Annotated in this window: 27 protein-coding genes; 17 read left to right on the top strand and 10 right to left on the bottom strand. The window is 64.1% G+C overall.

Translation table 11 applies throughout. The features are described from left to right. Positions 1–356: 356 nt before the first annotated feature. From GQ56_RS42105 to GQ56_RS0128890, 4 genes are all read left to right on the top strand, one after another. The gene (locus GQ56_RS42105; RefSeq protein WP_075123052.1) at positions 357–1391 is read left to right on the top strand and encodes a YaaC family protein; all 1035 of its coding nucleotides are present in this window, start codon (positions 357–359) and stop codon (positions 1389–1391) included. A gap of 446 nt (positions 1392–1837) precedes the next feature. Then, entirely contained in the window at positions 1838–2260 is a 423-nt protein-coding gene (locus GQ56_RS0128900; protein WP_034199807.1) for a YunG family protein, read from the top strand. A 92-nt stretch (positions 2261–2352) separates the two neighbouring features. Beyond that, a complete protein-coding gene (locus GQ56_RS39620; protein ID WP_235212786.1) occupies positions 2353–2943 on the top strand; it encodes a DUF2939 domain-containing protein in 591 nt (196 codons plus the stop codon). Between the two features lie 40 nt (positions 2944–2983). Then, positions 2984–3586 (top strand): hypothetical protein, encoded by a 603-nt coding sequence (locus tag GQ56_RS0128890; protein ID WP_031401968.1) that lies wholly within the window; start codon positions 2984–2986, stop codon positions 3584–3586. Between the two features lie 63 nt (positions 3587–3649). Here GQ56_RS0128890 and GQ56_RS0128885 read toward each other — a convergent pair whose 3' ends face one another. From GQ56_RS0128885 to acs, 3 genes are all read right to left on the bottom strand, one after another. Next, on the bottom strand, positions 3650–5665 hold the full coding sequence (locus GQ56_RS0128885) for a sodium:solute symporter family protein (RefSeq protein WP_031401967.1): 2016 nt from the start codon (positions 5663–5665) through the stop codon (positions 3650–3652). Between the two features lie 3 nt (positions 5666–5668). After that, positions 5669–6013 (bottom strand): DUF4212 domain-containing protein, encoded by a 345-nt coding sequence (locus GQ56_RS0128880; protein WP_031401966.1) that lies wholly within the window; start codon positions 6011–6013, stop codon positions 5669–5671. 83 nt (positions 6014–6096) lie between these two features. Then, positions 6097–8079 carry an acetate--CoA ligase gene (acs, locus tag GQ56_RS0128875; protein ID WP_031401965.1) on the bottom strand — a complete coding sequence of 661 codons (1983 nt, stop codon included), beginning with the start codon at positions 8077–8079 and terminating at the stop codon, positions 6097–6099. Positions 8080–8415: 336 nt separating this feature from the next. Here acs and GQ56_RS0128870 point away from each other — a divergent pair, with 336 nt between their 5' ends. From GQ56_RS0128870 to GQ56_RS0128830, 9 genes are all read left to right on the top strand, one after another. Next, positions 8416–9315 carry a DMT family transporter gene (locus GQ56_RS0128870; protein WP_031401964.1) on the top strand — a complete coding sequence of 300 codons (900 nt, stop codon included), beginning with the start codon at positions 8416–8418 and terminating at the stop codon, positions 9313–9315. Positions 9316–9428: 113 nt separating this feature from the next. Next, positions 9429–10037 (top strand): TIGR00645 family protein, encoded by a 609-nt coding sequence (locus tag GQ56_RS0128865; protein ID WP_031401963.1) that lies wholly within the window; start codon positions 9429–9431, stop codon positions 10035–10037. A 34-nt stretch (positions 10038–10071) separates the two neighbouring features. Then, positions 10072–11595, top strand: a complete 1524-nt coding sequence (locus GQ56_RS0128860; protein WP_031401962.1) for a fumarate hydratase — start codon at positions 10072–10074, stop codon at positions 11593–11595. Between the two features lie 193 nt (positions 11596–11788). Continuing rightward, positions 11789–12265, top strand: a complete 477-nt coding sequence (gene bfr, locus GQ56_RS0128855; protein WP_011352652.1) for a bacterioferritin — start codon at positions 11789–11791, stop codon at positions 12263–12265. A gap of 35 nt (positions 12266–12300) precedes the next feature. Then, entirely contained in the window at positions 12301–13161 is an 861-nt protein-coding gene (murI, locus tag GQ56_RS0128850) for a glutamate racemase (RefSeq protein WP_031401961.1), read from the top strand. Between the two features lie 151 nt (positions 13162–13312). After that, positions 13313–13549 carry a (2Fe-2S)-binding protein gene (locus GQ56_RS0128845; RefSeq protein ID WP_031401960.1) on the top strand — a complete coding sequence of 79 codons (237 nt, stop codon included), beginning with the start codon at positions 13313–13315 and terminating at the stop codon, positions 13547–13549. A 218-nt stretch (positions 13550–13767) separates the two neighbouring features. Continuing rightward, the gene (locus GQ56_RS0128840) at positions 13768–14496 is read left to right on the top strand and encodes an energy transducer TonB (protein WP_031401959.1); all 729 of its coding nucleotides are present in this window, start codon (positions 13768–13770) and stop codon (positions 14494–14496) included. Between the two features lie 36 nt (positions 14497–14532). Next, positions 14533–15264, top strand: a complete 732-nt coding sequence (locus GQ56_RS0128835) for a MotA/TolQ/ExbB proton channel family protein (RefSeq protein WP_031401958.1) — start codon at positions 14533–14535, stop codon at positions 15262–15264. 13 nt (positions 15265–15277) lie between these two features. Then, positions 15278–15706, top strand: a complete 429-nt coding sequence (locus GQ56_RS0128830; RefSeq protein ID WP_031401957.1) for an ExbD/TolR family protein — start codon at positions 15278–15280, stop codon at positions 15704–15706. 384 nt (positions 15707–16090) lie between these two features. Here the strand turns inward: GQ56_RS0128830 and GQ56_RS0128825 are convergent, their stop codons facing one another. Next, positions 16091–17065 carry a LysR family transcriptional regulator gene (locus tag GQ56_RS0128825; protein ID WP_031401956.1) on the bottom strand — a complete coding sequence of 325 codons (975 nt, stop codon included), beginning with the start codon at positions 17063–17065 and terminating at the stop codon, positions 16091–16093. 122 nt (positions 17066–17187) lie between these two features. Between GQ56_RS0128825 and GQ56_RS0128820 the strand changes: the two genes are divergently transcribed. The 3 genes from GQ56_RS0128820 (at position 17188) to hemP (ending at position 19030) form a co-directional block, all read left to right on the top strand. Further along, entirely contained in the window at positions 17188–18060 is an 873-nt protein-coding gene (locus GQ56_RS0128820) for a pirin family protein (protein WP_031401955.1), read from the top strand. 99 nt (positions 18061–18159) lie between these two features. Then, positions 18160–18642, top strand: coding sequence for an SRPBCC family protein (locus tag GQ56_RS0128815; RefSeq protein ID WP_031401954.1), 483 nt, complete (start codon positions 18160–18162; stop codon positions 18640–18642). Positions 18643–18784: 142 nt separating this feature from the next. Further along, positions 18785–19030: a hemin uptake protein HemP gene (hemP, locus tag GQ56_RS0128810; protein ID WP_031401953.1), complete on the top strand. Its 246-nt coding sequence runs from the start codon at positions 18785–18787 to the stop codon at positions 19028–19030. A 280-nt stretch (positions 19031–19310) separates the two neighbouring features. Here the strand turns inward: hemP and GQ56_RS0128805 are convergent, their stop codons facing one another. The 5 genes from GQ56_RS0128805 to uvrB all read right to left on the bottom strand — a co-directional run bounded on the left by GQ56_RS0128805 (position 19311) and on the right by uvrB (position 24857). Then, positions 19311–20708: a 4Fe-4S binding protein gene (locus GQ56_RS0128805; RefSeq protein WP_031401952.1), complete on the bottom strand. Its 1398-nt coding sequence runs from the start codon at positions 20706–20708 to the stop codon at positions 19311–19313. Beyond that, positions 20705–21547, bottom strand: coding sequence for an FTR1 family iron permease (locus GQ56_RS0128800; protein ID WP_031401951.1), 843 nt, complete (start codon positions 21545–21547; stop codon positions 20705–20707). The genes GQ56_RS0128805 and GQ56_RS0128800 overlap by 4 nt, the downstream gene beginning before the upstream one ends. A gap of 58 nt (positions 21548–21605) precedes the next feature. After that, the gene (locus GQ56_RS0128795; RefSeq protein WP_031401950.1) at positions 21606–21938 is read right to left on the bottom strand and encodes a cupredoxin domain-containing protein; all 333 of its coding nucleotides are present in this window, start codon (positions 21936–21938) and stop codon (positions 21606–21608) included. Between the two features lie 55 nt (positions 21939–21993). Continuing rightward, entirely contained in the window at positions 21994–22545 is a 552-nt protein-coding gene (locus tag GQ56_RS0128790) for an iron transporter (RefSeq protein ID WP_031401949.1), read from the bottom strand. Positions 22546–22766: 221 nt separating this feature from the next. Beyond that, the gene (uvrB, locus tag GQ56_RS0128785; RefSeq protein WP_031401948.1) at positions 22767–24857 is read right to left on the bottom strand and encodes an excinuclease ABC subunit UvrB; all 2091 of its coding nucleotides are present in this window, start codon (positions 24855–24857) and stop codon (positions 22767–22769) included. A gap of 250 nt (positions 24858–25107) precedes the next feature. On the opposite strand from uvrB, the gene GQ56_RS0128780 reads away from it, so the two are divergent. Beyond that, entirely contained in the window at positions 25108–26307 is a 1200-nt protein-coding gene (locus GQ56_RS0128780) for an amino acid aminotransferase (RefSeq protein WP_031401947.1), read from the top strand. A 124-nt stretch (positions 26308–26431) separates the two neighbouring features. On the opposite strand, the gene GQ56_RS0128775 is transcribed toward GQ56_RS0128780, so the two are convergent. Next, positions 26432–26836, bottom strand: a 405-nt coding sequence (locus GQ56_RS0128775) for an SDR family oxidoreductase (RefSeq protein ID WP_031401946.1), incomplete at its 5' end; no start/stop codon positions are given.

Genomic DNA, 26836 nt, shown 5'->3' with positions numbered 1-26836 from the left:
TGATGCAAGCGATTGCGTGCATGCAGAGGCGAGAGCGTGCGTGCTTGTGGCAGCAAGGCTGTTACCGCAGAACGCGAAGCCAACCGAGTAGCGACGAACGGACCTCCACTGAACAGCATTGCCCTGTTGGACGTGACAGACTACTGGCACGGAGAAGACTTTGGGCCCATGGTCGGTCGCTACGCCATCACCCCTCGATATTCGCGTGTCCGCAGCACACCAGACTTGCTGGCGTTGTTGTCGATACCACACAACCATAAGCGTCATTGGCGCAGCCCCGAACAAAGCGATGCCCTATGATACTCTTCATGGGCATGCCGCACGCCTACTTTTCAGTTTAAGGTCGAAAACAAAATATGGCGATCCAACATACGCATTTAGGACGAGAATTACGCCTCCACAAAGCCTTTAAGTCACCAGACTGGGGATGCCAAACAGTTCTCGTTACCAGTACATGGGAATATGTGAGTTTATGGCTAAAGCGACAAGGAAACAATGATGCTTTGTTCTACTGGGAGCAGGCAAAGGCGTTCTACGATGCAACAAAATCACTTCCCAATACATCTGCCCCACTAACCGCTTATTATTGTTTTCTTAATGCGGCAAAATGCCTCCTCAAAGTAAAAGGAGTTGCATTTAACCCTCGGCACGGTGTTTCCGGATGGGGAAAGGTTGGCAGAGTAAGCCTCGCACGCGAGATGGTGAAATTTCAAAACAACGGAATTCTATCTGAATTATGTCGTTATTATGGCGAACAAGTAAACAAGAACACATACTCACTAAAAGAAATATTCTACAACCTTCCTTTTATACATCGCGCGTACCATCTCACGTTTACAAGTGAGCAAGAGCTATTTTTGCCAATCTCCAAGCCGACTTATGTACATGCACCCGGCTCCGAAAATTCTTGGTTTACGGCCGTGCTCGATCCTCACTATGTTCATGGACAGACATTAAATTTACTGCCACAGACTTTTGAAAGAGACAACGGCGACGCAAGCTGCTATAGGGTTAGACGAAAGAAAAGGTTTAAGTGGGTTAGAGGGGGCAATGCCGCCGGCAATATTGCGGCCCTAACCAATTATCACCACACCACAAGAAAATATCTTTTCTATATTTATGGGCCAACTAGATTGTGGTATTTAAAACGTCACAAGCGGAATCTGCCGAATTTTATCGAGCGCCATACCGTACCCCTGGCTTTTGCGGCGATGCATCGTTTAAGTGAGCTGGCCCGATATACCCCCGATAAACTTGCAAAACACCTCGAGAGTCAACACAATTGGCTTTTAAGTGAATTTGTGGAAATTTCTCCATCTCAATTTATTGACGAAATATCGTCGGAAATTACAGGCCAAGAATTCATGATACCGGGTCGCGCTACACGTTAGTTGTGGTTTTCTTTACGTTATGCGTTGCTTGCTGCATGCCGTCTGTGGTACAAGATTGGAGCCGCCGGAAGGTACAAAGCCCTCCCCGGCGGAATCAGTAAGTGATTGTTTCTTAAGTGATTTAATTTTTTGGACTGGACTCCCCCTCTCTCCGCCAGAATTGATGAGAAAGCCCCGCAAGGTCGATGATCTGCGGGGCTTTTTGTTTTTCAGCCCATCATGCGGAAATGCTCCACCGGCGCCGAATCTTGTTGCCGCTCTCGCTCGCCATGAAATTCCAGCATGACCGACCGCGGTTGGCTGCCGCACTCGTCTGCGGCGGCTCGCGGCCGCAGGCAATCGCTCGACACACCTATCCGGATCGCCGACAATTCGCCCATCGTCCACTGAACGAACAGCCGCCTAAGCGCTCGCAGGCGCCTTGACGCGACAGGATCCGACCGACCATGGTGCGCCCCCCGGATTTCATGCTCCGCCTTCGTGAGGCGCTGATCGCCTCCTGGGACAGACGAACCGCGTATCGGGAGATCGAGCAGGCGGGAAATCCTGCGTTGGGCCAGTGCTACCCCACCTCCCGCACGGTGCAGCACTACTACCCCGATACCGAAATCGTCAAAGGGAGTGTCTGGACCGGAACAGCGGTGGAAGTCCATTTCTGGAACGGGCTTCGTATCGGCGACGACTGGTACCACATCGATCTCAGCTGGCAGCAGTTCCCGACCGGTTCGATCGTTCGGGAGTTCTCGATCCTCGAACGTCACGAACTGAACGATAGCGAAGCGACCACGCAACGCTGCGCGTTGTTGTTGAAACGGGTCGACGACTATCTGCACGCGCACGGCCATGATTCCCCATTCCAGCCAGCCTGACGGAATATGCGACGCTGGCGGTTCCATGCGCTATTGAGGACGACAGCCATGCCGCAGGCGTGGCTTCCAGTTAGGCGAGCCCATACATCGCCATGTACCAGATGCGCTCGGCGATGGTGGACAAGGATGCCGATTCGTTCGCTTCGCACATCGACTTTCCGTCGCTTCGTGAAAACCTGAGCGCCCAGCTCATGACCATGATGCATGCGAAGCTGGCGAATTCGCCCGACGTGAGCAGGAATCCATTCGCCGGGCTAGGCATGATGATGGCGATGGGTTTCGTGAATCAGTTCATCGACACGATGGTTACGCCGGCAGGCGTCATGACCATGATGGCTCAAGGAACAGCCAAACCCGCACGCGCCGGGGCCCCCCGCAGTGCCGGCTGCCACATCGTCAGTCGAACCGCCGGCAGCAGTTCATGCGGATACCGGCAACGACGCGGCGCCATCCGTATCAAACGGGACGCCCAAGGCCGACTATTCGGTACGCTACAAGAACTGGTCGACTGTCCACGCAACCGCACGAGAAAGAACGGACGACTCGGTGACGTTCGTGTTCAAGCGCGACGGGCTCTGGTCCTGGAAGCTGACCGGCGTCAATCTGCCGATCGACAAATTCGCCACGGACTGATTGCCGGGCGTGTGGAATCCCGAACGCCGCACGCTAAAGATATGCATTGATCTGACGATATACGAGGTTTCGGCTCCGCGAGTCAGATCCATGCGATTCAGTCCACGCTTCGTCATGATGGCTGGCGCCGTGACAATGCTGTCGGCATGCGCGACGACGCCTTCAGTCCCGACGATCAGCACCACCGTCGCCGTCACATCGCCTCCGCCGTCGCAGCAAGCACTGCGCGACGGCGGGTCCGCAACCGGCCTGTCCGTCATCGGTCAGCCGGCACTGCCGTTCCGCACGCTCCTGTCCGTTCGCGAATGCACTGCCGGCCGATGCGCGGCGGGCATTGCCAGGCCGACGCTCGCGATCACCGTTCAACGCGTGTCCGACGGACAGGCGTCGATACGCTTCACGGTTACGGGGGAGATCGGCAGCAGCCAGACGCTGAAATCGCATATCGACCGCTCGACGTCGGAAGTGACCATGTCGATCGCGCCGGGCGTGACGCCGATCACCGATCAATTTGCCGTTGACCGCGTAGCGACAATCAAGGTCGGCGAATTTCGACACGTGGCACTGCCGCATGGCATGCGTGCCTATGTCTGCGTCGCCATCCCCATCGCAAACGGCGTGACGGATGGAAGCTGCGACTTCAGCCGCGTGCAAACGACCAAGGGCGCCGAACTCGGGATCGCCGCGCTCTGACCCGCCCCTCGGTGCCGTGCCCCGCTCTTCTGCCCGGCGCTCCCGAACGGCGCCCGTCTCGCGTCACGGGTGCCGAATGTAATCCACCAGCGCCCGCGTATACTCATCCGGCTGCCGATCGAGCAAGCTCACCGCGATCGCCACCGCGAACCCCGCCGGCACGCCGAACACGCCCGAGCTGATCGGCTCGATCCCGAACCACGTGCGCCCCGAGAATCCCGTCAGCTGCGTGAAGTACGGATAAGTCGACACGATGTAGTACACGCACACCGCCAGCCCCGCCACCATCCCGGCGATCGCGCCACGCGTCGTCGTGCGCTTCCAGAACACGCCGAGCACCAGCACCGGAAAGAAACTCGATGCCGCCAGCGAGAACGCGGCGCCGACGAGAAACAGGATCTTCCCCGTATTGAGCGACGCGACATACGACGCGAACAGCGCGACGCCGAGCAGCAGCACCTTCGAGATCGTCACGCGCCGCTGGCTCGATGCGTCGGGCGCAACCATGCAGTAATAGACGTCGTGCGACAGCGCATTCGCGATCGTCAGCAGCAGTCCGTCCGCCGTAGACAGCGCGGCCGCAAGGGCCCCGGCCGCGATCAATCCTGAAACCACATAGGGCAACCCCGCGATCTCCGGTGCGGCCAGCACGACCATGTCCGGCTGCATCTGGATTTCCGACCAGTGCACGATGCCGTCGCGAATCACCTCGACGACGCTGATCAGGTCGGGTTCGAAGTGATGCCATTGCGTGACCCATGCCGGCAATTCGGCAAACGGCCGCCCGACGAGGTTCGCGAGGATCTCGTACTTGATCAGCACCGCGAGCACCGGCACGCTCAGGTAGAACAGCGCGATGAAGAACAGCGTCCAGCCCACCGAGCGCCGCGCCGATGCGACCGACGTGGTCGTGTTGTAGCGCGTCAGGATGTGCGGCAGGCTCGCGGTGCCGAGCGACAGGCATAGCAGCAGCGCGAGGAAATTCCGCTCGCGCGGCTTCCGCTCGTCGTCGTTCGCCGCAGGAAACGGCTCGTGCATCGGCACGGGCGGCTCGGCACGCGCCAGCAGGTCGTCGCGCGCCTGCATCCACGCGACGCGCGCCGCCGCCGGATCGCGCGGGAAGTCGGCCAGCTCGCGTTCGCGCTGGCTGATCTCGCGCAGCGGCCCGTTGTGGCGGCGCAAATCGGCAAGCTGCTCGGCGAGATGGCGGCGCGCGTCCGCATACGACGACGGCAGCCGGTCGAGCCGCGTCTGGATATCCGCGGCCTGCCGGCGGTACGCGTCGCGCACCTGCTGCTCGCCGGCCGCGTCGCGCACCTGCGCCTCACGCGCCGCGACGCGCTCCATCAGCTTGCCGTATCCGAACTGCGGCACGGGGCCGAGCCCGTTCTTCATCGCGATCAGCGACACCGGAATCAGGATCGCGCTGATCAGGATGATGTACTGCGCGACCTGCGTCCACGTCACCGCGCGCATCCCGCCGAGAAACGAGCACACGAGTATGCCCGCGAGCCCGCAGAAGATCCCGATCGCGAAATCGACGCCGATGAAGCGCGTCGCGATCAGGCCGATCCCCTGGATCTGCGCGACCAGATACACGAACGAACACAGGATCGCCGCGCCGGCCGCGAGCGCACGCACGGCCGTGCTCGAAAAACGCGTCCCGAGAAAATCGGGAATCGTGTAGCGCGCGAGCTTGCGGACATACGGTGCGAGCAGGAACGCGACGAGGCAGAATCCGCCCGTCCAGCCCATCAGGTACGCCAGCGCGTCGTAGCCGGTCGCGTAGAGCGACCCGGCCAGGCCGATGAACGACGCGGCCGACAACCAGTCGGCCGCCGTCGCCATCCCGTTGAACGCGGACGGCACGCGCCGCCCGGCCACGTAGTACTCGACGAGATCGGACGTACGCGACAGCAGCCCGATCACCGCGTACACGGCGATCGGCACGAACAGGAACACGTATCCGATCCATACGCCGGAGCCGGTGGCGCGCTCGATCCGCCACATCAACAGCACGAACCCGAGAAACCCCAGCGTGTAGAGCGCGTATGCGCGAATCAGTCGATGCGTGAGCATGACTCAGCGCCCGCCGCGTGCGTTGCCGGCCAGCGCCGCATGATCGTCGTACGCGCGGCGCAACGCACGGTCCGCGCGCTGCATCAGCCCGATGTAGACGACGATCAGCACGAGGTACACGAGAATCGCGCCCTGCGCGCCGACATAGAACGGCAGGCTGAATCCGGCAAAGCGGATCCCCGCGAGCGCGGGCGCGAAGAACGGCACGACGAACGACACCGTGAAGCCGATCGCCATCAGCACCGCGATCAGCGCGACGTTGAAACGCCAGTAGCGCGCATGGGCGCGCGCGAGCGGTTCGGGAACGGGTGGCGGCGCGGCACGCGCGGAACGGGTCGGAGCGGTCATGCCGTTATGTAGCAAAAAGCCCCTGCGCGGGCAATCGGGATTGCCGCGCAGGGGCGCATGCGCATGACGCGCAACCGGTGCGATCAGCGTACTTCGGCGAGCTGGTCGAGGATGGCCGGATTCTCGAGCGTGGACGTGTCCTGCGTGATCGCCTCGCCCTTCGCGAGCGAGCGCAGCAGGCGCCGCATGATCTTGCCCGAACGCGTCTTCGGCAGGTTGTCGCCGAAACGGATGTCCTTCGGCTTCGCGATCGGCCCGATCTGCTTGCCGACCCAGTCGCGCAGTTCCTTCGCGAGCGTAGCCGCCTCCTCGCCCTCCGGACGCGAACGCTTCAGCACGACGAACGCGACGACCGCTTCGCCGGTCGTATCGTCGGGACGGCCGACCACGGCCGCCTCGGCCACGAGTTCGTGCGCGACCAGCGCCGATTCGATCTCCATCGTGCCGAGCCGGTGGCCCGACACGTTCAGCACGTCGTCGATCCGGCCCATGATCGTGAAGTAGCCGGTGTCCTTGTCGCGCACCGTGCCGTCGCCGGCAAGATACAGCCGGCCGCCGAGTTCCTCGGGGTAGTAGCTCTTCTTGAAGCGTTCCGGGTCGCCCCAGATCGTACGGATCATCGCGGGCCACGGGCGCTTGACGACGAGGATGCCGCCCTGCCCGTTCGGGACGTCCTGGCCGGTCTCGTCGACCACCGCGGCCATGATGCCCGGCAGCGGCAGCGTGCACGAACCGGGTACGGTCGGCGTCGCACCCGGCAGCGGCGTGATCATGTGGCCGCCGGTTTCGGTCTGCCACCACGTATCGACGATCGGGCAGCGCTCCTGGCCGACGTGCTTGTGGTACCACATCCACGCTTCCGGATTGATCGGCTCGCCGACGGTGCCGATGATGCGCAGGCTCGACAGGTCATGGCTCTTCGGGTGCACCTTGTCGTCGGCCTCCGCCGCCTTGATCAGCGAACGGATCGCGGTGGGCGCGGTATAGAACACGGTGACCTTGTGATCGCCGATCATCTTCCAGAAACGGCCGGCGTCCGGGTAGGTCGGCACGCCTTCGAACACGACCTGCGTGCCGCCGCATGCGAGCGGCCCATAGGTGATGTACGTGTGGCCCGTGACCCAGCCGATGTCGGCCGTACACCAGAACACGTCGTCGGGTTTCCAGTCGAAGGTCCACTTCATCGTCTGCGCGGCCCACAGCAGGTAGCCGCCCGTGCTGTGCTGCACGCCCTTCGGCTTGCCGGTCGAACCCGACGTATAGAGGATGAACAGCGGATGCTCGGCGCCGACCCATTCCGGTTCGCAGTGCTCGGACTCGCCGCCGACGAGCTCGTGCATCCACAGGTCGCGCTCCGCATGCCAGTCGACCTTGCCGCCGGTGCGGCGATACACGATCACGCTCTTCACCGCGTCGCAGCCGCCCAGCGCGAGCGCCTCGTCGGCGATGCTCTTGAGCGGCAGCGTCTTGCCGCCGCGGGCCTGCTCGTCGGCCGTGATCAGCGCGACCGCGCCGACGTCGACCAGCCGCTCGTTCAGCGACTTCGCGGAGAAGCCGCCGAACACGACCGAGTGCGTCGCGCCGATGCGCGCGCAGGCCTGCATCGCGACGATCCCTTCGATCGACATCGGGATGTAGATGACGACACGGTCGCCCTTGCCGATCCCGCGCTTCTTCAGCGCGTTCGCGAAGCGCGACACGCGCGCCAGCAGATCCGCATAGGTGACGCGCGTGACGGAGCCGTCGTCGGCCTCGAAGATCACCGCGACGCGCTCGCCGTTGCCGGCTTCGACGTGACGGTCGAGACAGTTGTACGACGCGTTCAGCTCGCCGTCGTCGAACCACTTGTAGAACGGCGCGTTGCTCTCGTCGAGCACCGTCGAGAACGGCTTGTGCCACGTCAGGCCTTCGCGCGCGAGACGCGCCCAGAAGCCTTCGTAGTCGCGCTCGGCCTCGGCGACGAGCGCACGATAGGCCGGCATGCCGGAAATGGTCGCCGCCTTCTCGAGCGCCGCGGGCGGCGCAAACTGACGGGTTTCGTGAAGAACCGATTCAATCGCAGACATCGACTACCCCTTGGTGAACATGAATCCTCTGCATGGCGGCGCGATCGTGCACGCCGCGCGTCTTGGCCGGCGCATGCGCGCCGCTGTCTCCCACCACCCGCGCGCGGCCAGTCAGGCTGCGCGCGATGCTGCACCGCACCACGTCGCGCGACCATCAGCGCGCGATCCGGCGGTTTCCACGATAAGCGCTCGAACTTACCCGTCACTTACGCGGCATTGTCGTCCGGTTCGCCGTTCGCCGGTTGGCACGCGAGGCGGCGGCGCCTGACGGTCGGCTTTACGCTGTTACGACCGCGACCCTACAATCCTAACTGAACTCGCCTTCCGGATTCCAGCTTGAATCGCTACGCCCTCTTCCTCATCCTGTCGATGCTGTTCGTCGGCAGCAACGTCGGTATCGGCAAATCCATCGTTGCATTCGTCCCCGTCGCGATCCTCGCCACGCTGCGCTTCGTGATCGCGATCGCCGTGCTGTGGCCGCTGTTCCGCCCCGTGAAGATGCGGGCGGTCAAGCGCGGCGAATGGCTGAACCTGTTCCTGCAGGCGTTCTTCGGCACCTTCATGTTCACGCTGCTGATGCTCAACGGCGTGCAGCGCACGAGCGCGGTCGCGGCCGGCGTCATCACGAGCACGATCCCGGCAATCGTCGCGCTGTTCGCGTGGCTGATCCTGCGTGAAAAACCGAACGGCCGTGCGCTCGTGTCGATCGCGCTCGCGATCGCCGGGGTCGTGACGATCAACCTCGCCAACGGCAATGCGGCCGCGCACGGCGATGCGTCGGGTTCGCTCGCCGGCAACCTGCTGATCCTCGGCGCGGTGTGCTGCGAATCGATCTACGTGATCCTGTCGCGCCGGCTCACGCAGACGCTCGCACCGATCGACATTTGCGCATACACCCACCTGTTCGGCCTGTTCTTGATGCTGCCGCTCGGCGCGACGGCGCTGTGGCGCTTCGATTACGCGAGCGTGCCGGCCGGCACCTGGGCGCTCGTCGTCTGGTACGGGCTGTCGGCCAGCATCTTCTCGTTCTGGCTGTGGATGAAAGGCATCCGGCACGTGCCTGGCAGCCTCGCCGGCGTGTTCAGCGCCGTGCTGCCGATCGCGGCCGCCGCGTACGGCATCGTGTTCCTCGGCGAGCGCCCGACGCTCGCGCACGGCATCGCGCTCGCCTGCGTCGTCACCGGCATCGTTCTCGCGAGCCTGCGCGTGAAACGCGTGCCGGCCGCCACCTCCTGATCCGTCCCCGGCAGTCCCGGCGCGTCGCTGCAGTCGCGCCGGTCGACGCGTTACAATAGCGCGCCTTTTCAAGATTACCCCCGATACCTGCGCACAGCGCCCGTACCTCCAACATGTCCGCCCCGCATCTGCCCGGCCGTCCCGTCCGTCGTCCGCTTCGCCCGCTTCCCGCGCTGATTTTCATGAGCCGCTGGCTCCAGGTTCCGCTGTACCTCGGCCTGATCGTCGCGCAGGCCGTCTACGTGTTCCTGTTCCTGAAGGAAGTCTGGCACCTGCTGTCGCATGCGACGGATCTCGACGAAATCAGCGTGATGCTCGCGGTGCTCGGCCTGATCGACGTGGTGATGATCTCGAACCTGCTGATCATGGTGATCATCGGCGGCTACGAAACATTCGTGTCGCGCCTCGGCATCGAGGGCCACCCCGACGAGCCCGAATGGCTCGACCACGTGAACGCGGGCGTGCTGAAGGTCAAGCTGTCGATGGCGCTGATCAGCATTTCGTCGATCCACCTGCTGAAGACGTTCATCAATCCGGACCAGCACACGATGCACGCGATCATGTGGCAGGTGATCATCCACGTGTCGTTCCTCGTGTCGGCGCTCGTGATGGCGTGGGTCGACCGCCTGACGACCCACACGCACCCGGCCCATTTCCACGAGACGCACGCGCCCGCGCCGGCCGCGTCCCGCCAGCCGGCCGAAACAGCCGTCAACGCATAAAAGCATTCCCCACAGTCCCCACAGAGTCTCAGCCATGACCGTCATCAAACAGGAAGACCTGATCCAGAGCATCGCGGATTCGCTGCAGTACATCAGCTACTACCATCCGCTCGACTACATCCAGGCCCTCGGCCGCGCGTACGAGCTGGAAGAAAGCCCGGCCGCGAAGGATGCGATCGCGCAGATCCTCACGAACAGCCGCATGTGCGCGGAAGGCCGTCGCCCGATCTGCCAGGACACCGGCATCGTCACGATCTTCGTGAAGGTCGGCATGGACGTGCGCTGGGACGGCGCGACGATGGGCCTCACCGACATGATCAACGAAGGCGTGCGCCGCGGTTACACGCACCCGGACAACGTGCTGCGCGCATCGATCGTCAATCCGCCGGAAGGCGCCCGCAAGAACACGAAGGACAACACGCCGGCCGTGATCCACTACGAGATCGTGCCGGGCGACAAGGTCGACGTGCAGGTCGCGGCGAAGGGCGGCGGCTCGGAGAACAAGTCGAAGTTCGTGATGCTGAACCCGTCCGATTCGATCGTCGACTGGGTGCTGAAGACGGTCCCGACGATGGGCGCCGGCTGGTGCCCGCCCGGCATGCTCGGAATCGGCATCGGCGGCACCGCCGAGAAGGCGATGCTGATGGCGAAGGAATCGCTGATGGAGCCGATCGACATCCAGGAAATCATCGCGCGCGGCCCGAAGGACTGGGTCGAGGAACTGCGCGTCGAGCTGCACGAGAAGGTCAACGCGCTGGGCATCGGCGCACAGGGCCTCGGCGGCCTGGCCACCGTGCTCGACGTGAAGATCATGGCCGCGCCGACGCACGCCGCGTCGAAGCCGGTCGCGCTGATCCCGAACTGCGCGGCCACCCGCCACGCGCACTTCGTGCTCGACGGCTCGGGCCCGGCGAAGCTTGAAGCGCCGTCGCTCGACGCCTGGCCGAAGGTCCAGTGGGAACCGAACACGGAAACCAGCAAGCGCGTCGACCTGAACACGCTGACGCCGGAAGAAGTCGCAAGCTGGGCGCCGGGCCAGACGCTGCTGCTGTCCGGCAAGATGCTCACCGGCCGCGACGCCGCGCACAAGCGCATCGCCGACATGCTCGCGAAGGGCGAGAAGCTGCCGGTCGACTTCACGAACCGCGTGATCTACTACGTCGGCCCGGTCGATCCGGTGCGTGACGAAGTCGTCGGCCCGGCAGGCCCGACGACGGCCACGCGCATGGACAAGTTCACCGAGACGATGCTCGCGCAGACGGGCCTGATCTCGATGGTCGGCAAGGCCGAGCGCGGCCCGGTCGCGATCGAGGCAATCAAGAAGCACAAGGCGGCCTACCTGATGGCGGTCGGCGGCGCGGCGTACCTCGTGTCGAAGGCGATCCGCGGCGCGAAGGTGCTCGCGTTCGAAGACCTCGGCATGGAAGCGATCTACGAGTTCGACGTGCAGGACATGCCGGTGACGGTTGCCGTCGATTCGTCGGGCACGTCGGTGCACCAGACCGGTCCGAAGGAGTGGCAGGCGAAGATCGGCAAGATCCCGGTCGCGGCCGCTTAAGCGCGATCGAACGAAAGGCCGGACGGGAGTCCGGCCTTTTTACTTCTCATTCTCATTATTAAGTACGGCCGGTTATTCGAGGCTGATTCTCATTACACGCAAAAGTCAGGCCCGACAAGGCTTTGACGCTTGGCAATTCGCGCTCGAGCGATTATCTTTCGGGTTCTGATGCCCCACTGAACAAGGAAAAGCCATGCAAGGCGACAAGAAAGTCATCGAATATCTGAACGCCCAACTCAAGAATGAACTCACGGCGATCAACCAGTACTTCCTGCATGCCCGCATGTACAAACACTGGGGTCTCGAGAAGCTCGGCAAGCACGAGTACGACGAGTCGATCGGCGAAATGAAGCACGCCGACTGGCTGATCGAGCGCGTGTTCATGCTCGACGGCCTGCCGAACCTGCAGGATCTCCACAAGCTGCTCGTCGGCGAGGAAACCGAAGAGATCCTGAAGTGCGACCTGAAGCTCGAGCAGATCTCGCAGTCCACCTGCAAGGAAGCGATCGCTTACTGCGAATCGGTGCGCGACTACGTCTCGCGCGAGATCTTCGAAAAGATCCTCGACGACACCGAGGAACACATCGACTGGCTGGAAACGCAGATCGACCTGATCGGCAAGGTCGGCCTGCAGAACTACCAGCAGACGATGATGGGCTCGCCGGAATAAGTCCGCCCTTTCCTGCCATCACCCGCCGCCCGCTCATGTCGACGTCTTCCGCTATCGCAGCGACGGCCACGGCCGCCGCGCCCGTCGGCATCTTCGATTCCGGGCTGGGCGGCCTGTCGGTGCTGCGCGCCGCGCGCGCGCAACTGCCCGACGAATCGTTCGTCTATGTGGCCGATTCGCATCACGCGCCGTATGGTCCGCGCGACGAGGCGTTCATTACGGAGCGCACGCTGGCCATCGGCGAGTGGCTCGCCCGCGAAGGGGCGAAGGCGCTCGTCATTGCGTGCAATACCGCCACCGCGCGGGCGATCGCAGCGATCCGCGAACGCCTGCCGATGCCGCTCGTCGGCGTCGAGCCGGGCATCAAGCCGGCCGCCGCCGTCTCCGCGAGCGGCATCGCGGGGGTCCTCGCCACGCAGTCCACGCTGAACAGCCCGCGCTTCCAGGCGCTGCTCGAGCGCTACGGCGCCGGCCGCCGCTTCATCTGCCAGCCCGGTCACGGGCTCGTCGAAGCGATCGAGCGCGGCGACACGAATTCTCCCGCGTTGCGCGCGCTGCTCGACAGCTACCTGCAGCCGATGCTCGACGACGGTGCCGATACGCTGGTACTCGGCTGCACCCACTACCCGTTCTTCACGGACACGATTCGTGATCTGGTGGGCGACCGTCTGACGATCGTCGACACCAGCGACGCCATTGCCCGCCAGCTCATGCGGGTGCTCGACGAGCACCGCCTGCGCGCACCGGCCGGCACGCACGCGGCGGCGCCGCGCTTCTGCTCGACCGGCGACGGCCTGCCATTGCAGGCGCTTGCCTCGACGCTGCTCGGCCTCGATGCCCCGGTCGAATCCGTCACCATTTCCTCGCCGAACGCGCACGCCCGCGCAGCCGCCTGACACGGGCCGTCACGCCCTGGCCCGCGTGCCGCCCCCCCTTCCCCGTCGTTTCAAGGGTCTGATGACCTAAAAAAAAGCCGGACGCCGGCTTGTCAACACCAGCAAAATTAATGATAATAATTCGCATTAACGTTAGCTATCGCAACTCATCATGATCGTCTGCGTGTGCAAGTCTGTTTCCGATCGCAAGATTCGTGCGTCCCTCGCAGAGGGCGTCGGCTCTTTCGATGAACTCCAGTTCGAGCTTGGCGTGGCCACGTGCTGCGGCAAGTGCGAGGAGTCCGTACGCGACCTCATGGCCGAGCAAGGCGTCTGCGCGAGCCGCTGCGGTGTCGAGCATCATGCTCACCCGATTCCGGTCACGTTCTACGAACGCAAGGCTGCCTGACCGGCACCGAGTGTGCGCGTGCGGCCCAGGCCGCATTTTTTGTTTCGACCGTCAGCAAGCCACCATCTACGCGAGCCAGCGGCTTACCTGCCAAGGAGCCTGTCATGGAATTGCTGATCGGTTTTGTCACCACTATTTGCATCTCGCTGCTGATCTTCCGCAAGTGATGCCGATTCACCCGCCGCGCCTCGGGTGCGACATCGTTCTTTCAAGCTAACATGCAGGCTTCGCATTCCGCTCCTGCCGGCATCATGCCGGCTGCACCACGTATGAATCCCCGTGTGATCGTCGTCGCGGTCGGTGTGCTCGCCGCACACGCGATCATGCTGACTGCCGCCTGGCTCCATCGCAACGCACCGCCGCCGAAGGAGATCGAGGTTCAGTCGATCACCGCGCAACTCATTCCGCCCGCGCCTGCCGCGCAGCCGGTCGCGGTCCAGTCGGCGGCACGGCAGCCCGCGCCGCCCAAGCCGGCGCCGCACGTGAAGCCGAAGGTCGAGCCGAAGCCGGTGCGGCAAGCGGTCAAGCCGACACCTCAGCCGGTCGCGCAAGCGCCCTCGCCGACGCCTGCGCCGGCCGCCGCCGATCCCACGCCGGCGCCCGCCGCGCCCGCGCCGGCTGCGCCCGCGGCTCCCGGCCCGGCGCGCGAGACGATGCAGGTCAGCGCACCGAAGAACGTGGCGGCGCTCACCTGCAATTTCGTGAAGCCCACCTATCCGCCGATGTCCCGTCGTCGCGGTGAAACGGGCACCGCGTATGTTCACTTCATCATCGGCGTGACCGGCAAGATCGAAAGCGTCCAGCTCCAGAAGAGCAGCGGTTACCCGCGTCTCGACGAAGCCGCGCTCGAGGCGACGCGCACCAGCACCTGCCCGCCGTACATCGAGAACGGCCAGGCGATCCGCGCCGCCCATACGCTACCCTTCAATTTCACGCTTGACGATTAACCCGTCACATTCGGTAGATTCAAAGGAAATAAGAAAATGCAAAGCTACGGTATCGCGCACGTCTGGGCGCAAGGTGATTTCGTCACACGCGCCATCGCGATCGCGCTGCTCGTGATGTCGGTCCTGTCGTGGATCGTGATCGTCGTCAAGGGCTGGAACGTGATTCGCCTGAACCGCCTCACGAAGAATGCCGAGCGGGCGTTCTGGCATTCGGACGATTTCGACGACGGCATCAAGAAGCTCGGGCTCGCCGCCTCGACGCCGAACGACAACCCGTTCCTCGCGCTCGCGCTGTCGGGCAAGGAAGCCGCCGATCACCACCACCAGACGCAACCGCATCTGCACGACCGCATGGACGTGTCGGACTGGGTCACGCGCTGCCTGAAGGACACGATGGACGAAGGCATCTCGCGCATGCAGAGCGGCCTCGCGATCCTCGCATCGATCGGCAGCACGGCGCCGTTCGTCGGCCTGTTCGGTACGGTCTGGGGGATCTACCACGCACTGCTCGTGATCGGCGCAACCGGCCAGACGTCGATCGACCAGGTCGCGGGCCCGGTCGGCGAATCGCTGATCATGACGGCCTTCGGCCTGTTCGTCGCAATCCCGGCCGTGCTCGGCTACAACGCACTGACGCGCGCGAACAAGGGCATCGTCAGCAAGCTGCGTCGCTTCGCACACGGCCTGCACGCGTACTTCGTGACGGGCGCGAGCCTCGCATCGTCGTCGACGCGCGATGGCCTGCGTCTCGCGACGCGCGCCAGCTGAGGCGGGGTGAACCATGGCAATGAACACCGGTTTCAGCGACGATGACGACGATGCAGTAATGAGCGAGATCAACATGACGCCGCTCGTCGACGTCATGCTCGTACTCCTGATCATTTTCCTCGTGACGATCCCGGCAATGCAGCATGCGGTGAAGATCGACCTGCCGCATGCAAGCAGCCAGCCCGTCGAAGAGAAGCCGCAGACGGTCGACGTCGCCATCGAGGGCGACGGCACGATCCTGTGGAACGACCAGAAGGTCACGCGCGAACAGATGCAGACGCGCATTGCGGAAGCGGCGCAACGCACGCCGCAGCCGGAACTCCATCTGCGCGCGGATCGCAAGGTTGCCTACGAGCACGTTGCCGAAGTGATGTCGGATGCGCAGGCCGGCGGCCTGACGAAGCTCGGCTTCGTGACGGAGCCCGCGGCGAAAGCGAAGTAACGCACACGCAAGCAGTGCGGGGCCGGCCGCACCTCGCCGGCCACACCTTGCCGGCCGCCCCCAAAGTAAAAGGCCTTCATCGCCAGATGAAGGCCTTTTTTCATGCGCACGCGGGCGCCTTCGGGCGGCGGGCTCTTCGGCGGTATCGGTTGCGCCTCGAGCAACGCAAATGCGACTCTGCCGTGGTCTGCACGGACTGCGCGTTCTGCCCTATCTGGCTCACAATATATGCGGCCACCTGATTTCGCTCAGAACTTCCTTCACGAAATGGGATTTCAATATAGGCCCGTGCGCCCGCGCATTCAAGGGTCCAGCGATTGAAACTTGCGATTGCAGGCGACGCTTCAATGACAAAACAAATTTGCCTCGTCGCGCGCGCCGTGTTCAGGTCGCCGAAGCATCGGCCGCCGCTTCCTTCTTCGCACGCTCAGGGCACCCCGGCTCCTTGTAGGCGCCGTGATCGAGCTTCTCGACCAGATAGTCGACGAATGCACGCACCGCGGGCGGCATCCCCTGCCGCGACACGAACACCGCATACAGCTGCGGCACCGGCAGCGTCCAGCCCGGCATCACGGGCGACAGTTGCCCCGCGCGCAATGCGTTGCCGTACATCATCTCCGGAAGCGCCGCGATGCCCAGGCCGTCGAGCACCGCTTCGCGGATCGTCATCAGGTCGGCCGTCACGAGCCGCGGGTCGTGCTCGTGCACATGACGCGTACCGTCCGGCGCGATCAGGTTGAACACATGCCGCCCGTCGACGCTCGGCGTATCGAGCGTCTCGAATCCGGTCAGGTCGTCCGGCAACAGCGGCGGCGCATTCTGGCTCAGCAGGCTCGGTGCGCCGACCAGCATCTGCTCGGTGCGCCACAGCGGCCGCACGACGATGTTGGCATTCTGCGGCGGCTCCGAACGCACGCGCAGTGCAACATCGACCGAATCCTCGAACAGGTCGATCACGCGATTCGTGACGCGAACGTGCACCTTCACCTCGGGATAGCGGCGCAGGAATTCGGGCAGGATGCGCGACAGCATCGTCTGCGACAGCGTCACCGGCACGCTGACGCGCACCGAGCCGCGCGGCGATGCGCGCAACTGCTGCACCGCATTCATCGCGGCCTGTGCCTCGGCGAGCATCGCCTGGCAATGCTGGTAGAACAGCTCCCCCGCCTCCGTCAGCGCGAGCTTGCGCGTCGAGCGCTGCAGCAGCCGCACGCCGAGCGCCGCCTCGAGCTCGGTCAGGCGCCGCGACAGACGCGATTTCGAGATGCCCAGCACGCGCTCCGCGGCCGAGAAACCGCCATGTTCGACGACCTGCGAGAAGTACATGAGGTCGTTCAGGTTGTGTGCATCGATATTCATCTCATCGTTCCAATTTCAGAACAATCCATTGCGAACCGCCGCAAATCGGCCGGTAAAACGCCCAATATAATAGCGCCTTGTTTCAAAAATAACGCTATTCCGCTCATTTCGAGGGCTTCCGCATGACGACCGCTCGCTCGCTTGACCGCACCTACCCCGCGCTTCGCACGACCGAAGGCGGAGGCTTCGTGGTTCACCGTCCGTTCCCGACCCGCCTGCTGATGGATTTCGATCCGTTCCTGCTGCTCGACGAGATGGGTCCCGTCGACTACGCACCCGGCGAAGCCAAGGGCGCCCCCGACCATCCGCATCGCGGCTTCGAAACCGTCACCTACGCACTCGACGGGCGCTTTCGTCATCGCGACTCGTCCGGCCATGCCGGCACGCTCGGCCCGGGTGACGTGCAATGGATGACGGCGGGCGCCGGCGTCGTGCACAGCGAGATGCCGGATCCGGAATTCGCGCGGACGGGCGGCCGCTCGCACGGCTTCCAACTGTGGGTCAACCTGCCGCGCCGCGACAAACTGATCGCTCCCCGCTACCAGGAGATCCCGGCCAGCGGCATCCCGACCGCAACGTCGCCGGACGGCCGCGCACGCGTGCGCGTCATCGCCGGCGAAGCGTTCGGCGTCCGGTCCGCGATCGAGACGCGCACGCCGATCCTCTACCAGCATTTCACGCTGGAGCCGGGTGCAACGGTCGCTCAGCCCGTGCCGGCCGGGTATCGCGTGTTTGCCTATCCGATCGACGGAACGGGCCTCTACGGGCCCGGCAGGCAGGCTGTCGACGCACGGCACATGATCGTCTACGGCGACGACGGCGACACGGTCACGTTCGCCGCAGGCGATATGCCGCTCGATGTGCTGCTGATCGGCGGCGTGCCGCTCAACGAGCCGATCGTCCGCTACGGCCCGTTCGTGATGAACACCGAGGAGGAGATCCGGCAGGCTGTCGTCGACTACCAGACGGGCCGCATGGGCCGGATCGAAGCATGATGCCCGGCGGGGGCGGCAGGATCCGCGAAACGGATGGTTTTGCGTCACAATGACTTCTTGAACCATGCGGCTCCGCGCCGCCAGAAGGAACCCGTCCCCTTGAACTTCGAACATCTGATCCAGATCAACTCCGACGATCCGGCCGTGCCGAACCTCACTCGCGACCAGCTCTGGGAAGGCCTCGTGCTGCGTGCCGAACAGCCGCAACTGTTCGTGATCGGCCTCGACAGCTGTGTCGTCCATGAGCGCACGGACACGACGCTCGAACGAGAACTGCACTACGGCCACGCGACCGTGCGCGACCACGTCACGTTCACGCCGAACCAGCAGGTCCGCTACGACATCCGCGCGGCGGACGGCGAGATCGGCGGCTCGCTGACGATGACGATCGAGGAGCGCGACGATCACCAGCTGTTCCTGCGGTTCGAATACCGCACGACGCTGACCGTCTCGGACGACAGCGAAGAAGCGCGGCAGACGCACGGGATCGTCAAGGAAGCGTACCGCACGTCGGATATCGATACGGTCCGCCTGATTCGCGAATACACGCAGGGCCGCAAGGACCCCGATCCGCTGCACTGATCCCGGTGGCGGCCCCCCCCCCGGCCGCCCATTCGAATCAAACTATCAATATTGCAAAACCGATTGATAAAGAGTTTTTGTAAATGGGAATAATTATCATTTAGAATTCATTCCATCGTATCGACAGTCACCGATCAAACGAATGACCGACACCATGCGCCCGACCACGCTGACCTTGCGCCGCCCGACCGGCACCGCAGCCAGCAGCCGTCAGAAGACGGCAGCGGTCACCACGCCGGCGAAGCCCGCCGGCAACCGCGATGCAGGCACGCGAGTCGTCAGCAGCGATGCGCTGCTGCAAGGCCAAAGCCATGTGAGCATCGCGCATAACGGAGAAACGTATCAGTTGCGCGCCACCCGGCTCGGCAAACTGATCCTGACGAAGTAACGACAGAGTATTGTGGGGACCACCTCCCTGAGAGGTGTTGGGCAGTAGCCAGCGTAACGGCTTGCACGCGAGATCTAGACCCCTTCGTGCAAACACACTCAAGCAGCCGTTGCAGCAAGCCAAGCCATTTTTTTGGTTCTCGCACAAGGAAGAAAAAGAGCGGCACGTCGAAAGACGTGCCGCTCTTTTGTTTGGTCGGCCAACGCACGACGAGGCATGCCGCATGCGCTTGTTCGTTACGGCATCGATGCCTGACCGCCGAAGCGGCATGCAGGCGGCGTCAGAAACCCCAGAACATCAACCACCAGGCGCTGTCGACGACGGCAAGCCCGACGGCGAACCACGCGAACGCCGCGAACCGGCGCGACAAGGCTGCGTAGCGCCCTGTCACTTTCCACGCGAGCCACGCACTCCATGCGTTGGCGCCGACCAGAATCGCGATGCGCACGTCGGCCGCCCAGCCGAGCGGCACATGCTCGGCACGCAGCAGCGACAGCGTCGTGGCCGACAGGCCGAGGAACACACCCGCGCCTGCGATCGGGATCAGCGCCTGCGCGAGATGATGCAGCCGCGTGCGGTCGAACCGGCCGAGCATCAGCGTGGCGCCCGCCAGCAGCACCAGCAGCGCCGTGCCGTACACGAGCCCCGTGCCGACGATGTAGCTGACGATCAGCCCGCCGTCGAGCCAGGAGAACACGTCGTTGCGATCCGGATAGTGCGTGAGCAGGAACCACGGCGCGTTGGTTTCGAGCGGCCACGTGATGTCTCGATCGATCAGCCAGCCTGCGAGCCATTGCTTGATCTGAACGAACCACGGGCTGACGGTCCAGTGAAACGCACCGATCGCGACGCCGAGCAGGCCGTACAGGATCAACGCGGTGTCCCACGGGTTCGTCTGCTGCGCGCCGAGGTTCACGACCTCGTCGGATGGCGAGCGCAACGACAGCGAGATCGCATCGCGATGCCCGCTGCAGCGGCCGCACATATGGCACGCCGCCGCGCCCTTCATGCTGCGCAACGGGACGAGCGGCGCGCAGTTGATCGGAATCACGCGATGGCCGTGCTCACCGTTCTTGTACGAGCGGCGCCACGCATCCTCGTCGACCTTGTAGCGCATCGGCGCAAGCCGCGCGAGGAGTCCGAATACGCCGTTGACCGGACACAGGTACTTGCACCACACGCGCTTCTCGCGGCCGTACAGCACGCCGATCACGATGGCGCCGACGGTCGACCCGCCGAGCACGAACAGCACCGCGAGCGGATACTGGTACACGCTCACCATTTGCCCGTAGATCGTCGTGAGCCCGAACGCGACGAACGGCCAGCCGCCCCACCGCATCCAGCGCGGGATCGGACCGCCGCGGCCGAACTTGCTCGCGAATTCGGTAAGCGCGCCTTCCGGGCACAGCACGCCGCACCAGACGCGGCCGAGCATCACCATCGACAGCAGTACGAACGGCCACCAGATGCCCCAGAACGTGAATTGCGCGATCAGCGTGAGGTTGCTCCACAGGTGTGCGGAGTCGTCCGGCAGCGGCAACACCGCCGGCACGATGATCAGGAACGCATAGACGGCGACGACGGCCCACTGGATGCCGCGGATCAGCGCGCCGTGGCGCTGCATCCACTGGCCGGCCTGCGCAAGCCAGCCCGGCTTGGCCGCGGCGGCGACGCTCATGCCGCGCGACCTGCGGCAACGGCCGGACCACGGCTCGCGCGCTTCAGCAACACCCAGACGACGGCCCAGTACACCGCGTAAGCGACCAGGTTGGTCAGTGCCGGGTGCGCGCGATAGCCGGTCAGCGTGGCGACGAGCGAGCCGAACGTGCCCGAATCGTCGAGGATCGCGGACGTGTCCCACACCTGCGAAATGCCGAGCGGCAGGATTTCCTTGTCGATCAGCTTGTCGACGCCGGTCTGGAACAGTCCCGCGCCGAGAAACAGCAGCATCACTTCGGTGACGCGGAAGAAATGCCGCCACGAGAAGAACTTGCCGCCGAGCTGCAGCAGATAGAACGTGAAGAACGCGAGGCCGAGACCGATCAGGACCGCGAGCATCTGCTGGCCGTCGACATGGCCCGACTGGCCGAACCCGAGGCCATACAGGAAGATCACCGTCTCGCTGCCTTCGCGCGCGATCGCGAGCGCGACCAGCACCGCGACGCCCCACCAGTTCGAATCGCGCGTGCTCTGCTGCAGCGATTGCTCCATGTCACGCTTCAGCGTGCGGCCATGCCGGCGCATCCACAGCACCATCTGCACGATCAGCACGCATGCGATCAGCACCATGGCCGTCTGGAAGTAGTCCTGCGCATCGCCGGACAACACTTCGGTGAAGCCGACCAGCGCGGCGCCGAGGCCGACGGCCATCAGCAGGCCGGCGCCGACACCGGCCCAGAGAAAGGGCAGGCCGCGGCGCGCATCGTCGTCGCCGTTTTTCAGCCATGCATAGAGAATGCCGACGACGAGCAGCGCTTCGACGCTCTCCCGCCAGACGATGAACAAGATCTGACCCATCGATACCTCCTGACGCGCGTTGCACGGGACAGGTGTGCCCGCGCGCAGATAAAACGCACTACTTCGCGACGATCACGCCCTGCGCCTGCTGGTGGAAATCGTCGAAAAACTTGTATTCGCCCGGCGACAGCGGCGCGACGACCACGAACGAATCGGCGCCCGGCGCGAGCACCTTCTCCTTGCGCAACTGCACGCTCTCGAATTCGGCGGCACCCTTGCCGGTATTCTTGATCTCGATCTTGAAGCGCTGGCCGGCCGGCACTTCGATGCGGGCGGGATTCAGCTTGCCGTCCGTCATCTCGAGCTTGAACGTCGGCAGATCGGCGGCGTACGCCGCGCCCGCGAGCCACATCGCAGCGGCTGCGGCAACGATTTTCTGGGGAATATTCATTCTGGGTTCTCTACGCCGACGGCGCGCCGAAGCGCGCCGTCCGTCATGCCACCGATCAGTAACCGCCCTTCTTGCCGATCCCGGCGAACGGGAAGTCGTACTCGAGGGTAACGGGCTTGAACCACGGGCCTACGCCCGTTTCCTTGTCGATGTGGCGGCCGAACGCCATATGGCCCGTCTGCATCGGCGGCTTGACGACCATCGTCAGGTGGTACTTGCCCGGGCCGTTCAGCTTCACGTTGTCGCCGTAATGCGGACCGTCGCTTGCCACCATGGCCATCAGGTCGCCTTCCGCCTTCCATTTCGCGTCACCCTGCTTCGTCAGCTTGTAGGTGACCTGCAGGTACGGCATCCAGTCGCCTTCCGCGAAACCCGTCGGGTTGTTCTTGACCGCGTGGATGTCGGCCTCGAGGTGGACGTCGGAATCCGACGCCTTGCGCATCATCCCTTCCGGATCCATCGTGATCGGCTGCAGGTACACCGCGCCGATCTCCATGCCACCCTGGATCTGCTGCTTGCCGATCGGATATTCGGCGGCCGTGGCCGACATCGCGGCCAGCGCCGCCGCTACCGCAACCGTCGTGCGGATGAACGAAGAACCCAACATGGACACTCCTTGTTATTTGATCTGGAACCATGCGAACGGCCCGTCGGGCCGATCCGCCGAATACACTAACGCGATGAAGAACGCTAATGCGAATAATTCTCAATAATTGCGGAGTTTAGCACCGATCCTGTTCCGGAACAAACCGGAACGGCCGTAAACCCCTGATACGACAAGGCTTACCGCCGGGACGCCGACAGGTTTCGGTGACGTTCGGAAAGGATTTACCGGCCGCCGTTGACGTGGTCGCCGACGTTCGCGCCGAATACACGCTCACGCAGCAGCGCAAGCTGGTCGCGCGTCGCGGCAGCCTTCTCGAACTCGAGGTTCTTCGCGTAGTCGGCCATCTGCTTCTCGAGCCGCTTGATTTCCTTGGCGAGTTGCTTCTCCGACATGTCCTCGAATTTCGCGCGCTGCTGCGCCTCCTTCAGCTCCGCGCGCGCCTCGTCGGCGCTGTAGACCCCGTCGATGATGTCCTTGATGCGCTTCACGACGCCGCGCGGCGTGATGCCCATCTGCTCGTTGTGGGCCACCTGCTTCGCGCGGCGCCGCTCGGTCTCGCCGATCGCGCGCTTCATCGACTCGGTCATGTTGTCCGCATAGAGGATCGCCTTGCCGTTCACGTTGCGCGCAGCCCGGCCGATCGTCTGGATCAGCGAGCGCTCGGCGCGCAGGAAGCCTTCCTTGTCCGCATCGAGGATCGCGACCAGCGACACCTCGGGAATGTCCAGGCCCTCGCGCAGCAGGTTGATCCCGACCAGCACGTCGAACGTGCCGAGCCGCAGGTCGCGGATGATCTCGACGCGCTCGACCGTGTCGATGTCGCTGTGCAGGTAACGCACCTTGACGCCGTGATCGGCGAGGAATTCGGTGAGCTGCTCGGCCATGCGCTTCGTCAGCACGGTGATCAGCACGCGCTCCTCGGCCTTCACGCGCTCGTTGATCTCGGCCAGCACGTCGTCGACCTGCGTGCTCGCCGGCCGCACTTCGATTTCCGGATCGACGAGCCCGGTCGGCCGCACGACCTGCTCGGCGATCTGCCCGGTCACGCGCTGCTCGTAGTCGGCCGGCGTGGCCGACACGAACACGACCTGGCGCATCTTGCGCTCGAACTCGGGAAACTTCAGCGGCCGGTTGTCGAGCGCCGACGGCAGGCGGAATCCGTAATTGACGAGGTTTTCCTTGCGCGCGCGGTCGCCGTTGTACATGCCGTTCAGCTGGCCGATCAGCACGTGCGATTCGTCCAGCAGCATCAGCGCATCGGGCGGCAGGTAGTCGACGAGCGTCGGCGGCGGGTCGCCGGGCTCCGCCCCCGAAAAATGCCGCGAGTAGTTCTCGATGCCCTTGCAGAAGCCGAGCTCCTGCAGCATCTCGAGATCGAAACGCGTGCGCTGCTCGAGGCGCTGCGCCTCGACGAGCTTGCCGTCGCGGTGGAAGAACTCGAGGCGTTCGCGCAATTCGTCCTTGATCGTCTCGACCGCGCGCATCACGGTGTCGCGCGGCGTCACGTAGTGCGACGACGGATAGACGGTGAAGCGCGGGATCTTCTGCCGCACGCGCCCCGTCAGCGGATCGAACAGCTGCAATGTCTCGACCTCGTCGTCGAACAGTTCGACACGCACGGCCATTTCCGCGTGCTCGGCCGGAAAGATGTCGATCGTGTCGCCGCGCACGCGGAACGTGCCCCGCTGGAAATCCTGCTCGTTGCGCGTGTACTGCATCGCGATCAGCCGCGCGATCACGTCGCGCTGGCCGAGCTTGTCGCCGGTGCGCAGCGTCAGGATCATCTGATGGTATTCGGACGGATTGCCGATACCGTAGATCGCCGACACCGTCGCGACGATCACCACGTCGCGACGCTCCATCAGGCTCTTGGTCGCCGACAGGCGCATCTGCTCGATGTGCTCGTTGATCGACGAGTCCTTCTCGATGAACAGGTCGCGCTGCGGCACGTACGCTTCAGGCTGGTAATAATCGTAGTACGAGACGAAATACTCGACCGCGTTGCGCGGGAAGAACTCGCGAAACTCGGCATAGAGCTGCGCGGCGAGCGTCTTGTTCGGCGCGAACACGATTGCCGGGCGGCCGAGCCGCGCGATCGTGTTCGCCATCGTGAAGGTCTTGCCCGAGCCCGTCACGCCGAGCAGCGTCTGGAACGAGAGGCCGTCCTCGACCCCTTCGACGAGCGTCTCGATGGCGGTCGGCTGGTCGCCGGCGGGCGGATACGGCTGGTACAGCTGGAACGGCGACCCTTCGAAGGTGACGAATTTGGATTCGTCGAGCGCGTCGCCGGTTTCGGCATGATGTTCGGACATGGAATGCGGCCGGAGCAAGGGCAAAGAAAGCATTCTAGCGCTTCGCGGCCCCGTGAACTGCTGTCGGCTCCTGACGCGCGGCGGCCGTCCGGAATCGCGATTCGCCGCCGATTCGCCCGCCCCCGCCAGCGTGAATTCGCTACAATGTCAGGCTGCTGCGCTTTCCGGCGTCGCGCCATCGGCGCGCGGTCCGCTGCCTCCGTCCCGCCGGCTGAAAGCCTGACCCTCTTTTCACTACTGCCGAATCATCATGTCGCTCTTCTCCGATGTCCAGCTTGCCCCCCGCGACCCGATCCTGGGCCTGAACGAAGCCTTCAACGCCGATGCGCGTCCGACCAAGGTCAACCTCGGCGTCGGCGTGTACACGAACGAAGAAGGCAAGATCCCGCTGCTGCGCGCGGTTCGCGATGCGGAGAAGGCGCGCGTCGAGGCCGGCCTGCCGCGCGGCTACCTGCCGATCGACGGGATCGCCGCCTACGATGCATCCGTGCAAAAGCTGCTGCTCGGCAACGACTCGCCGCTGATCGCCGCGGGCCGCGTGGTCACGGCCCAGGCACTGGGCGGCACGGGCGCACTGAAGATCGGCGCCGATTTCCTGCGCACCGTGAACCCGAACGTGAAGGTCGCGATCAGCGATCCGAGCTGGGAAAACCACCGCGCGCTGTTCGAGGCGGCCGGCTTCGAGGTCGTCTCGTACCCGTACTACGACGCTGCCACCAACGGCGTGAACTTCGACGGCATGCTGTCGGCGCTGAACGGCTACGAGGCGGGCACGATCGTCGTGCTGCACGCCTGCTGCCACAACCCGACCGGCGTGGACCTGACCGAAGCGCAATGGCAACAGGTCGTGGAAGTCGTGAAGGCCCGCAACCTCGTGCCGTTCCTCGACATCGCCTACCAGGGCTTCGGCGAGGACATCGAGGCCGATGCCGCCGCCGTACGCCTGTTCGCCGCGGCCGACCTGAACGCATTCGTGTCGTCGTCGTTCTCGAAGTCGTTCTCGCTGTATGGCGAGCGCGTCGGTGCGCTGTCGATCATCACGTCGAGCAAGGACGAGGCCACGCGCGTGCTGTCGCAACTGAAGCGCGTGATCCGCACGAACTACTCGAACCCGCCGACGCATGGCGGCGCCGTGGTCGCGGCCGTGCTCGCATCGCCGGAACTCCACGCTTCGTGGGTGCAGGAACTCGGTGAAATGCGTGACCGCATCCGCGCCATGCGCAACGGCCTCGTCGAGCGCCTGAAGGCAAGCGGCGTCGATCGCGATTTCAGCTTCATCAACGCGCAGCGCGGGATGTTCTCGTATTCGGGCCTGACCTCGGCGCAAGTCGATCGCCTGCGCGACGAATTCGGCATCTATGCGGTCGGCACGGGCCGGATCTGCGTCGCAGCGCTGAACACGCGCAACCTCGACGCAGTCGCCAATGCAGTCGCGGCCGTCCTGAAGTAAGACAGCGCCAGCGGGCGGCGGCCGTCATCGGCCCCGCCCTGCCGAAATGAAAAACGCGCTCCACGGAGCGCGTTTTTCATGGCGATTTGCCGGCGGGCATCCAGGCCGCCCGCCTCCGCATCGCTCACTGCATGAACCAGCCGTGGCTGACGACGAACGACTGGCCCGTGAGCGCGGCGCTCGGGAATGCCGACAGGAACAGCACCGTCTGCGCGACGTCCTGCACCGTCGTGAACACGCCGTCGACCGTGTTGCCCAGCATCACCTTCTTCACCACTTCCTCTTCGCTGATCCCGAGCTCCTTCGCCTGCTCGGGAATCTGCTTGTCCACCAGCGGCGTGCGCACGAACCCCGGACACACGACGTGCGAGCGCACGTTGTGCTTCGCGCCTTCCTTCGCGAGCACGCGCGCCAGGCCGAGCAGGCCGTGCTTGGCCGTCACGTACGCCGACTTCAGCGGCGACGCCTCGTGCGAGTGCACCGAGCCCATGTAGATCACGACGCCGCCGCGATCGTCCTTGTACATGTG

The sequence above is a fragment of the Burkholderia paludis genome (genome assembly GCF_000732615.1).
Lineage (GTDB): Bacteria > Pseudomonadota > Gammaproteobacteria > Burkholderiales > Burkholderiaceae > Burkholderia > Burkholderia paludis.
This window is presented reverse-complemented; position numbering and strand designations above follow the sequence as displayed.

Excerpts from the sequence above, each read along its gene's own strand:
- GQ56_RS0128880 (WP_031401966.1), bottom strand. The coding sequence starts at position 6,013 with ATGACCGCTCCGACCCGTTCCGCGCGTGCCGCGCCGCCACCCGTTCCC.
- GQ56_RS0128780 (WP_031401947.1), top strand. The coding sequence starts at position 25,108 with ATGTCGCTCTTCTCCGATGTCCAGCTTGCCCCCCGCGACCCGATCCTG.
- uvrB (WP_031401948.1), bottom strand. The coding sequence starts at position 24,857 with ATGTCCGAACATCATGCCGAAACCGGCGACGCGCTCGACGAATCCAAA.
- GQ56_RS0128890 (WP_031401968.1), top strand. The coding sequence starts at position 2,984 with ATGCGATTCAGTCCACGCTTCGTCATGATGGCTGGCGCCGTGACAATG.
- GQ56_RS0128820 (WP_031401955.1), top strand. The coding sequence starts at position 17,188 with ATGACGACCGCTCGCTCGCTTGACCGCACCTACCCCGCGCTTCGCACG.
- bfr (WP_011352652.1), top strand. The coding sequence starts at position 11,789 with ATGCAAGGCGACAAGAAAGTCATCGAATATCTGAACGCCCAACTCAAG.
- GQ56_RS0128845 (WP_031401960.1), top strand. The coding sequence starts at position 13,313 with ATGATCGTCTGCGTGTGCAAGTCTGTTTCCGATCGCAAGATTCGTGCG.
- GQ56_RS0128835 (WP_031401958.1), top strand. The coding sequence starts at position 14,533 with ATGCAAAGCTACGGTATCGCGCACGTCTGGGCGCAAGGTGATTTCGTC.
- GQ56_RS0128860 (WP_031401962.1), top strand. The coding sequence starts at position 10,072 with ATGACCGTCATCAAACAGGAAGACCTGATCCAGAGCATCGCGGATTCG.
- GQ56_RS0128900 (WP_034199807.1), top strand. The coding sequence starts at position 1,838 with ATGGTGCGCCCCCCGGATTTCATGCTCCGCCTTCGTGAGGCGCTGATC.
- GQ56_RS0128805 (WP_031401952.1), bottom strand. The coding sequence starts at position 20,708 with ATGAGCGTCGCCGCCGCGGCCAAGCCGGGCTGGCTTGCGCAGGCCGGC.
- GQ56_RS39620 (WP_235212786.1), top strand. The coding sequence starts at position 2,353 with ATGTACCAGATGCGCTCGGCGATGGTGGACAAGGATGCCGATTCGTTC.
- GQ56_RS0128790 (WP_031401949.1), bottom strand. The coding sequence starts at position 22,545 with ATGTTGGGTTCTTCGTTCATCCGCACGACGGTTGCGGTAGCGGCGGCG.
- murI (WP_031401961.1), top strand. The coding sequence starts at position 12,301 with ATGTCGACGTCTTCCGCTATCGCAGCGACGGCCACGGCCGCCGCGCCC.
- GQ56_RS0128800 (WP_031401951.1), bottom strand. The coding sequence starts at position 21,547 with ATGGGTCAGATCTTGTTCATCGTCTGGCGGGAGAGCGTCGAAGCGCTG.
- hemP (WP_031401953.1), top strand. The coding sequence starts at position 18,785 with ATGACCGACACCATGCGCCCGACCACGCTGACCTTGCGCCGCCCGACC.
- GQ56_RS0128830 (WP_031401957.1), top strand. The coding sequence starts at position 15,278 with ATGGCAATGAACACCGGTTTCAGCGACGATGACGACGATGCAGTAATG.
- GQ56_RS0128825 (WP_031401956.1), bottom strand. The coding sequence starts at position 17,065 with ATGAATATCGATGCACACAACCTGAACGACCTCATGTACTTCTCGCAG.
- GQ56_RS0128865 (WP_031401963.1), top strand. The coding sequence starts at position 9,429 with ATGTCCGCCCCGCATCTGCCCGGCCGTCCCGTCCGTCGTCCGCTTCGC.
- GQ56_RS0128795 (WP_031401950.1), bottom strand. The coding sequence starts at position 21,938 with ATGAATATTCCCCAGAAAATCGTTGCCGCAGCCGCTGCGATGTGGCTC.
- GQ56_RS0128885 (WP_031401967.1), bottom strand. The coding sequence starts at position 5,665 with ATGCTCACGCATCGACTGATTCGCGCATACGCGCTCTACACGCTGGGG.
- acs (WP_031401965.1), bottom strand. The coding sequence starts at position 8,079 with ATGTCTGCGATTGAATCGGTTCTTCACGAAACCCGTCAGTTTGCGCCG.
- GQ56_RS42105 (WP_075123052.1), top strand. The coding sequence starts at position 357 with ATGGCGATCCAACATACGCATTTAGGACGAGAATTACGCCTCCACAAA.
- GQ56_RS0128840 (WP_031401959.1), top strand. The coding sequence starts at position 13,768 with ATGCAGGCTTCGCATTCCGCTCCTGCCGGCATCATGCCGGCTGCACCA.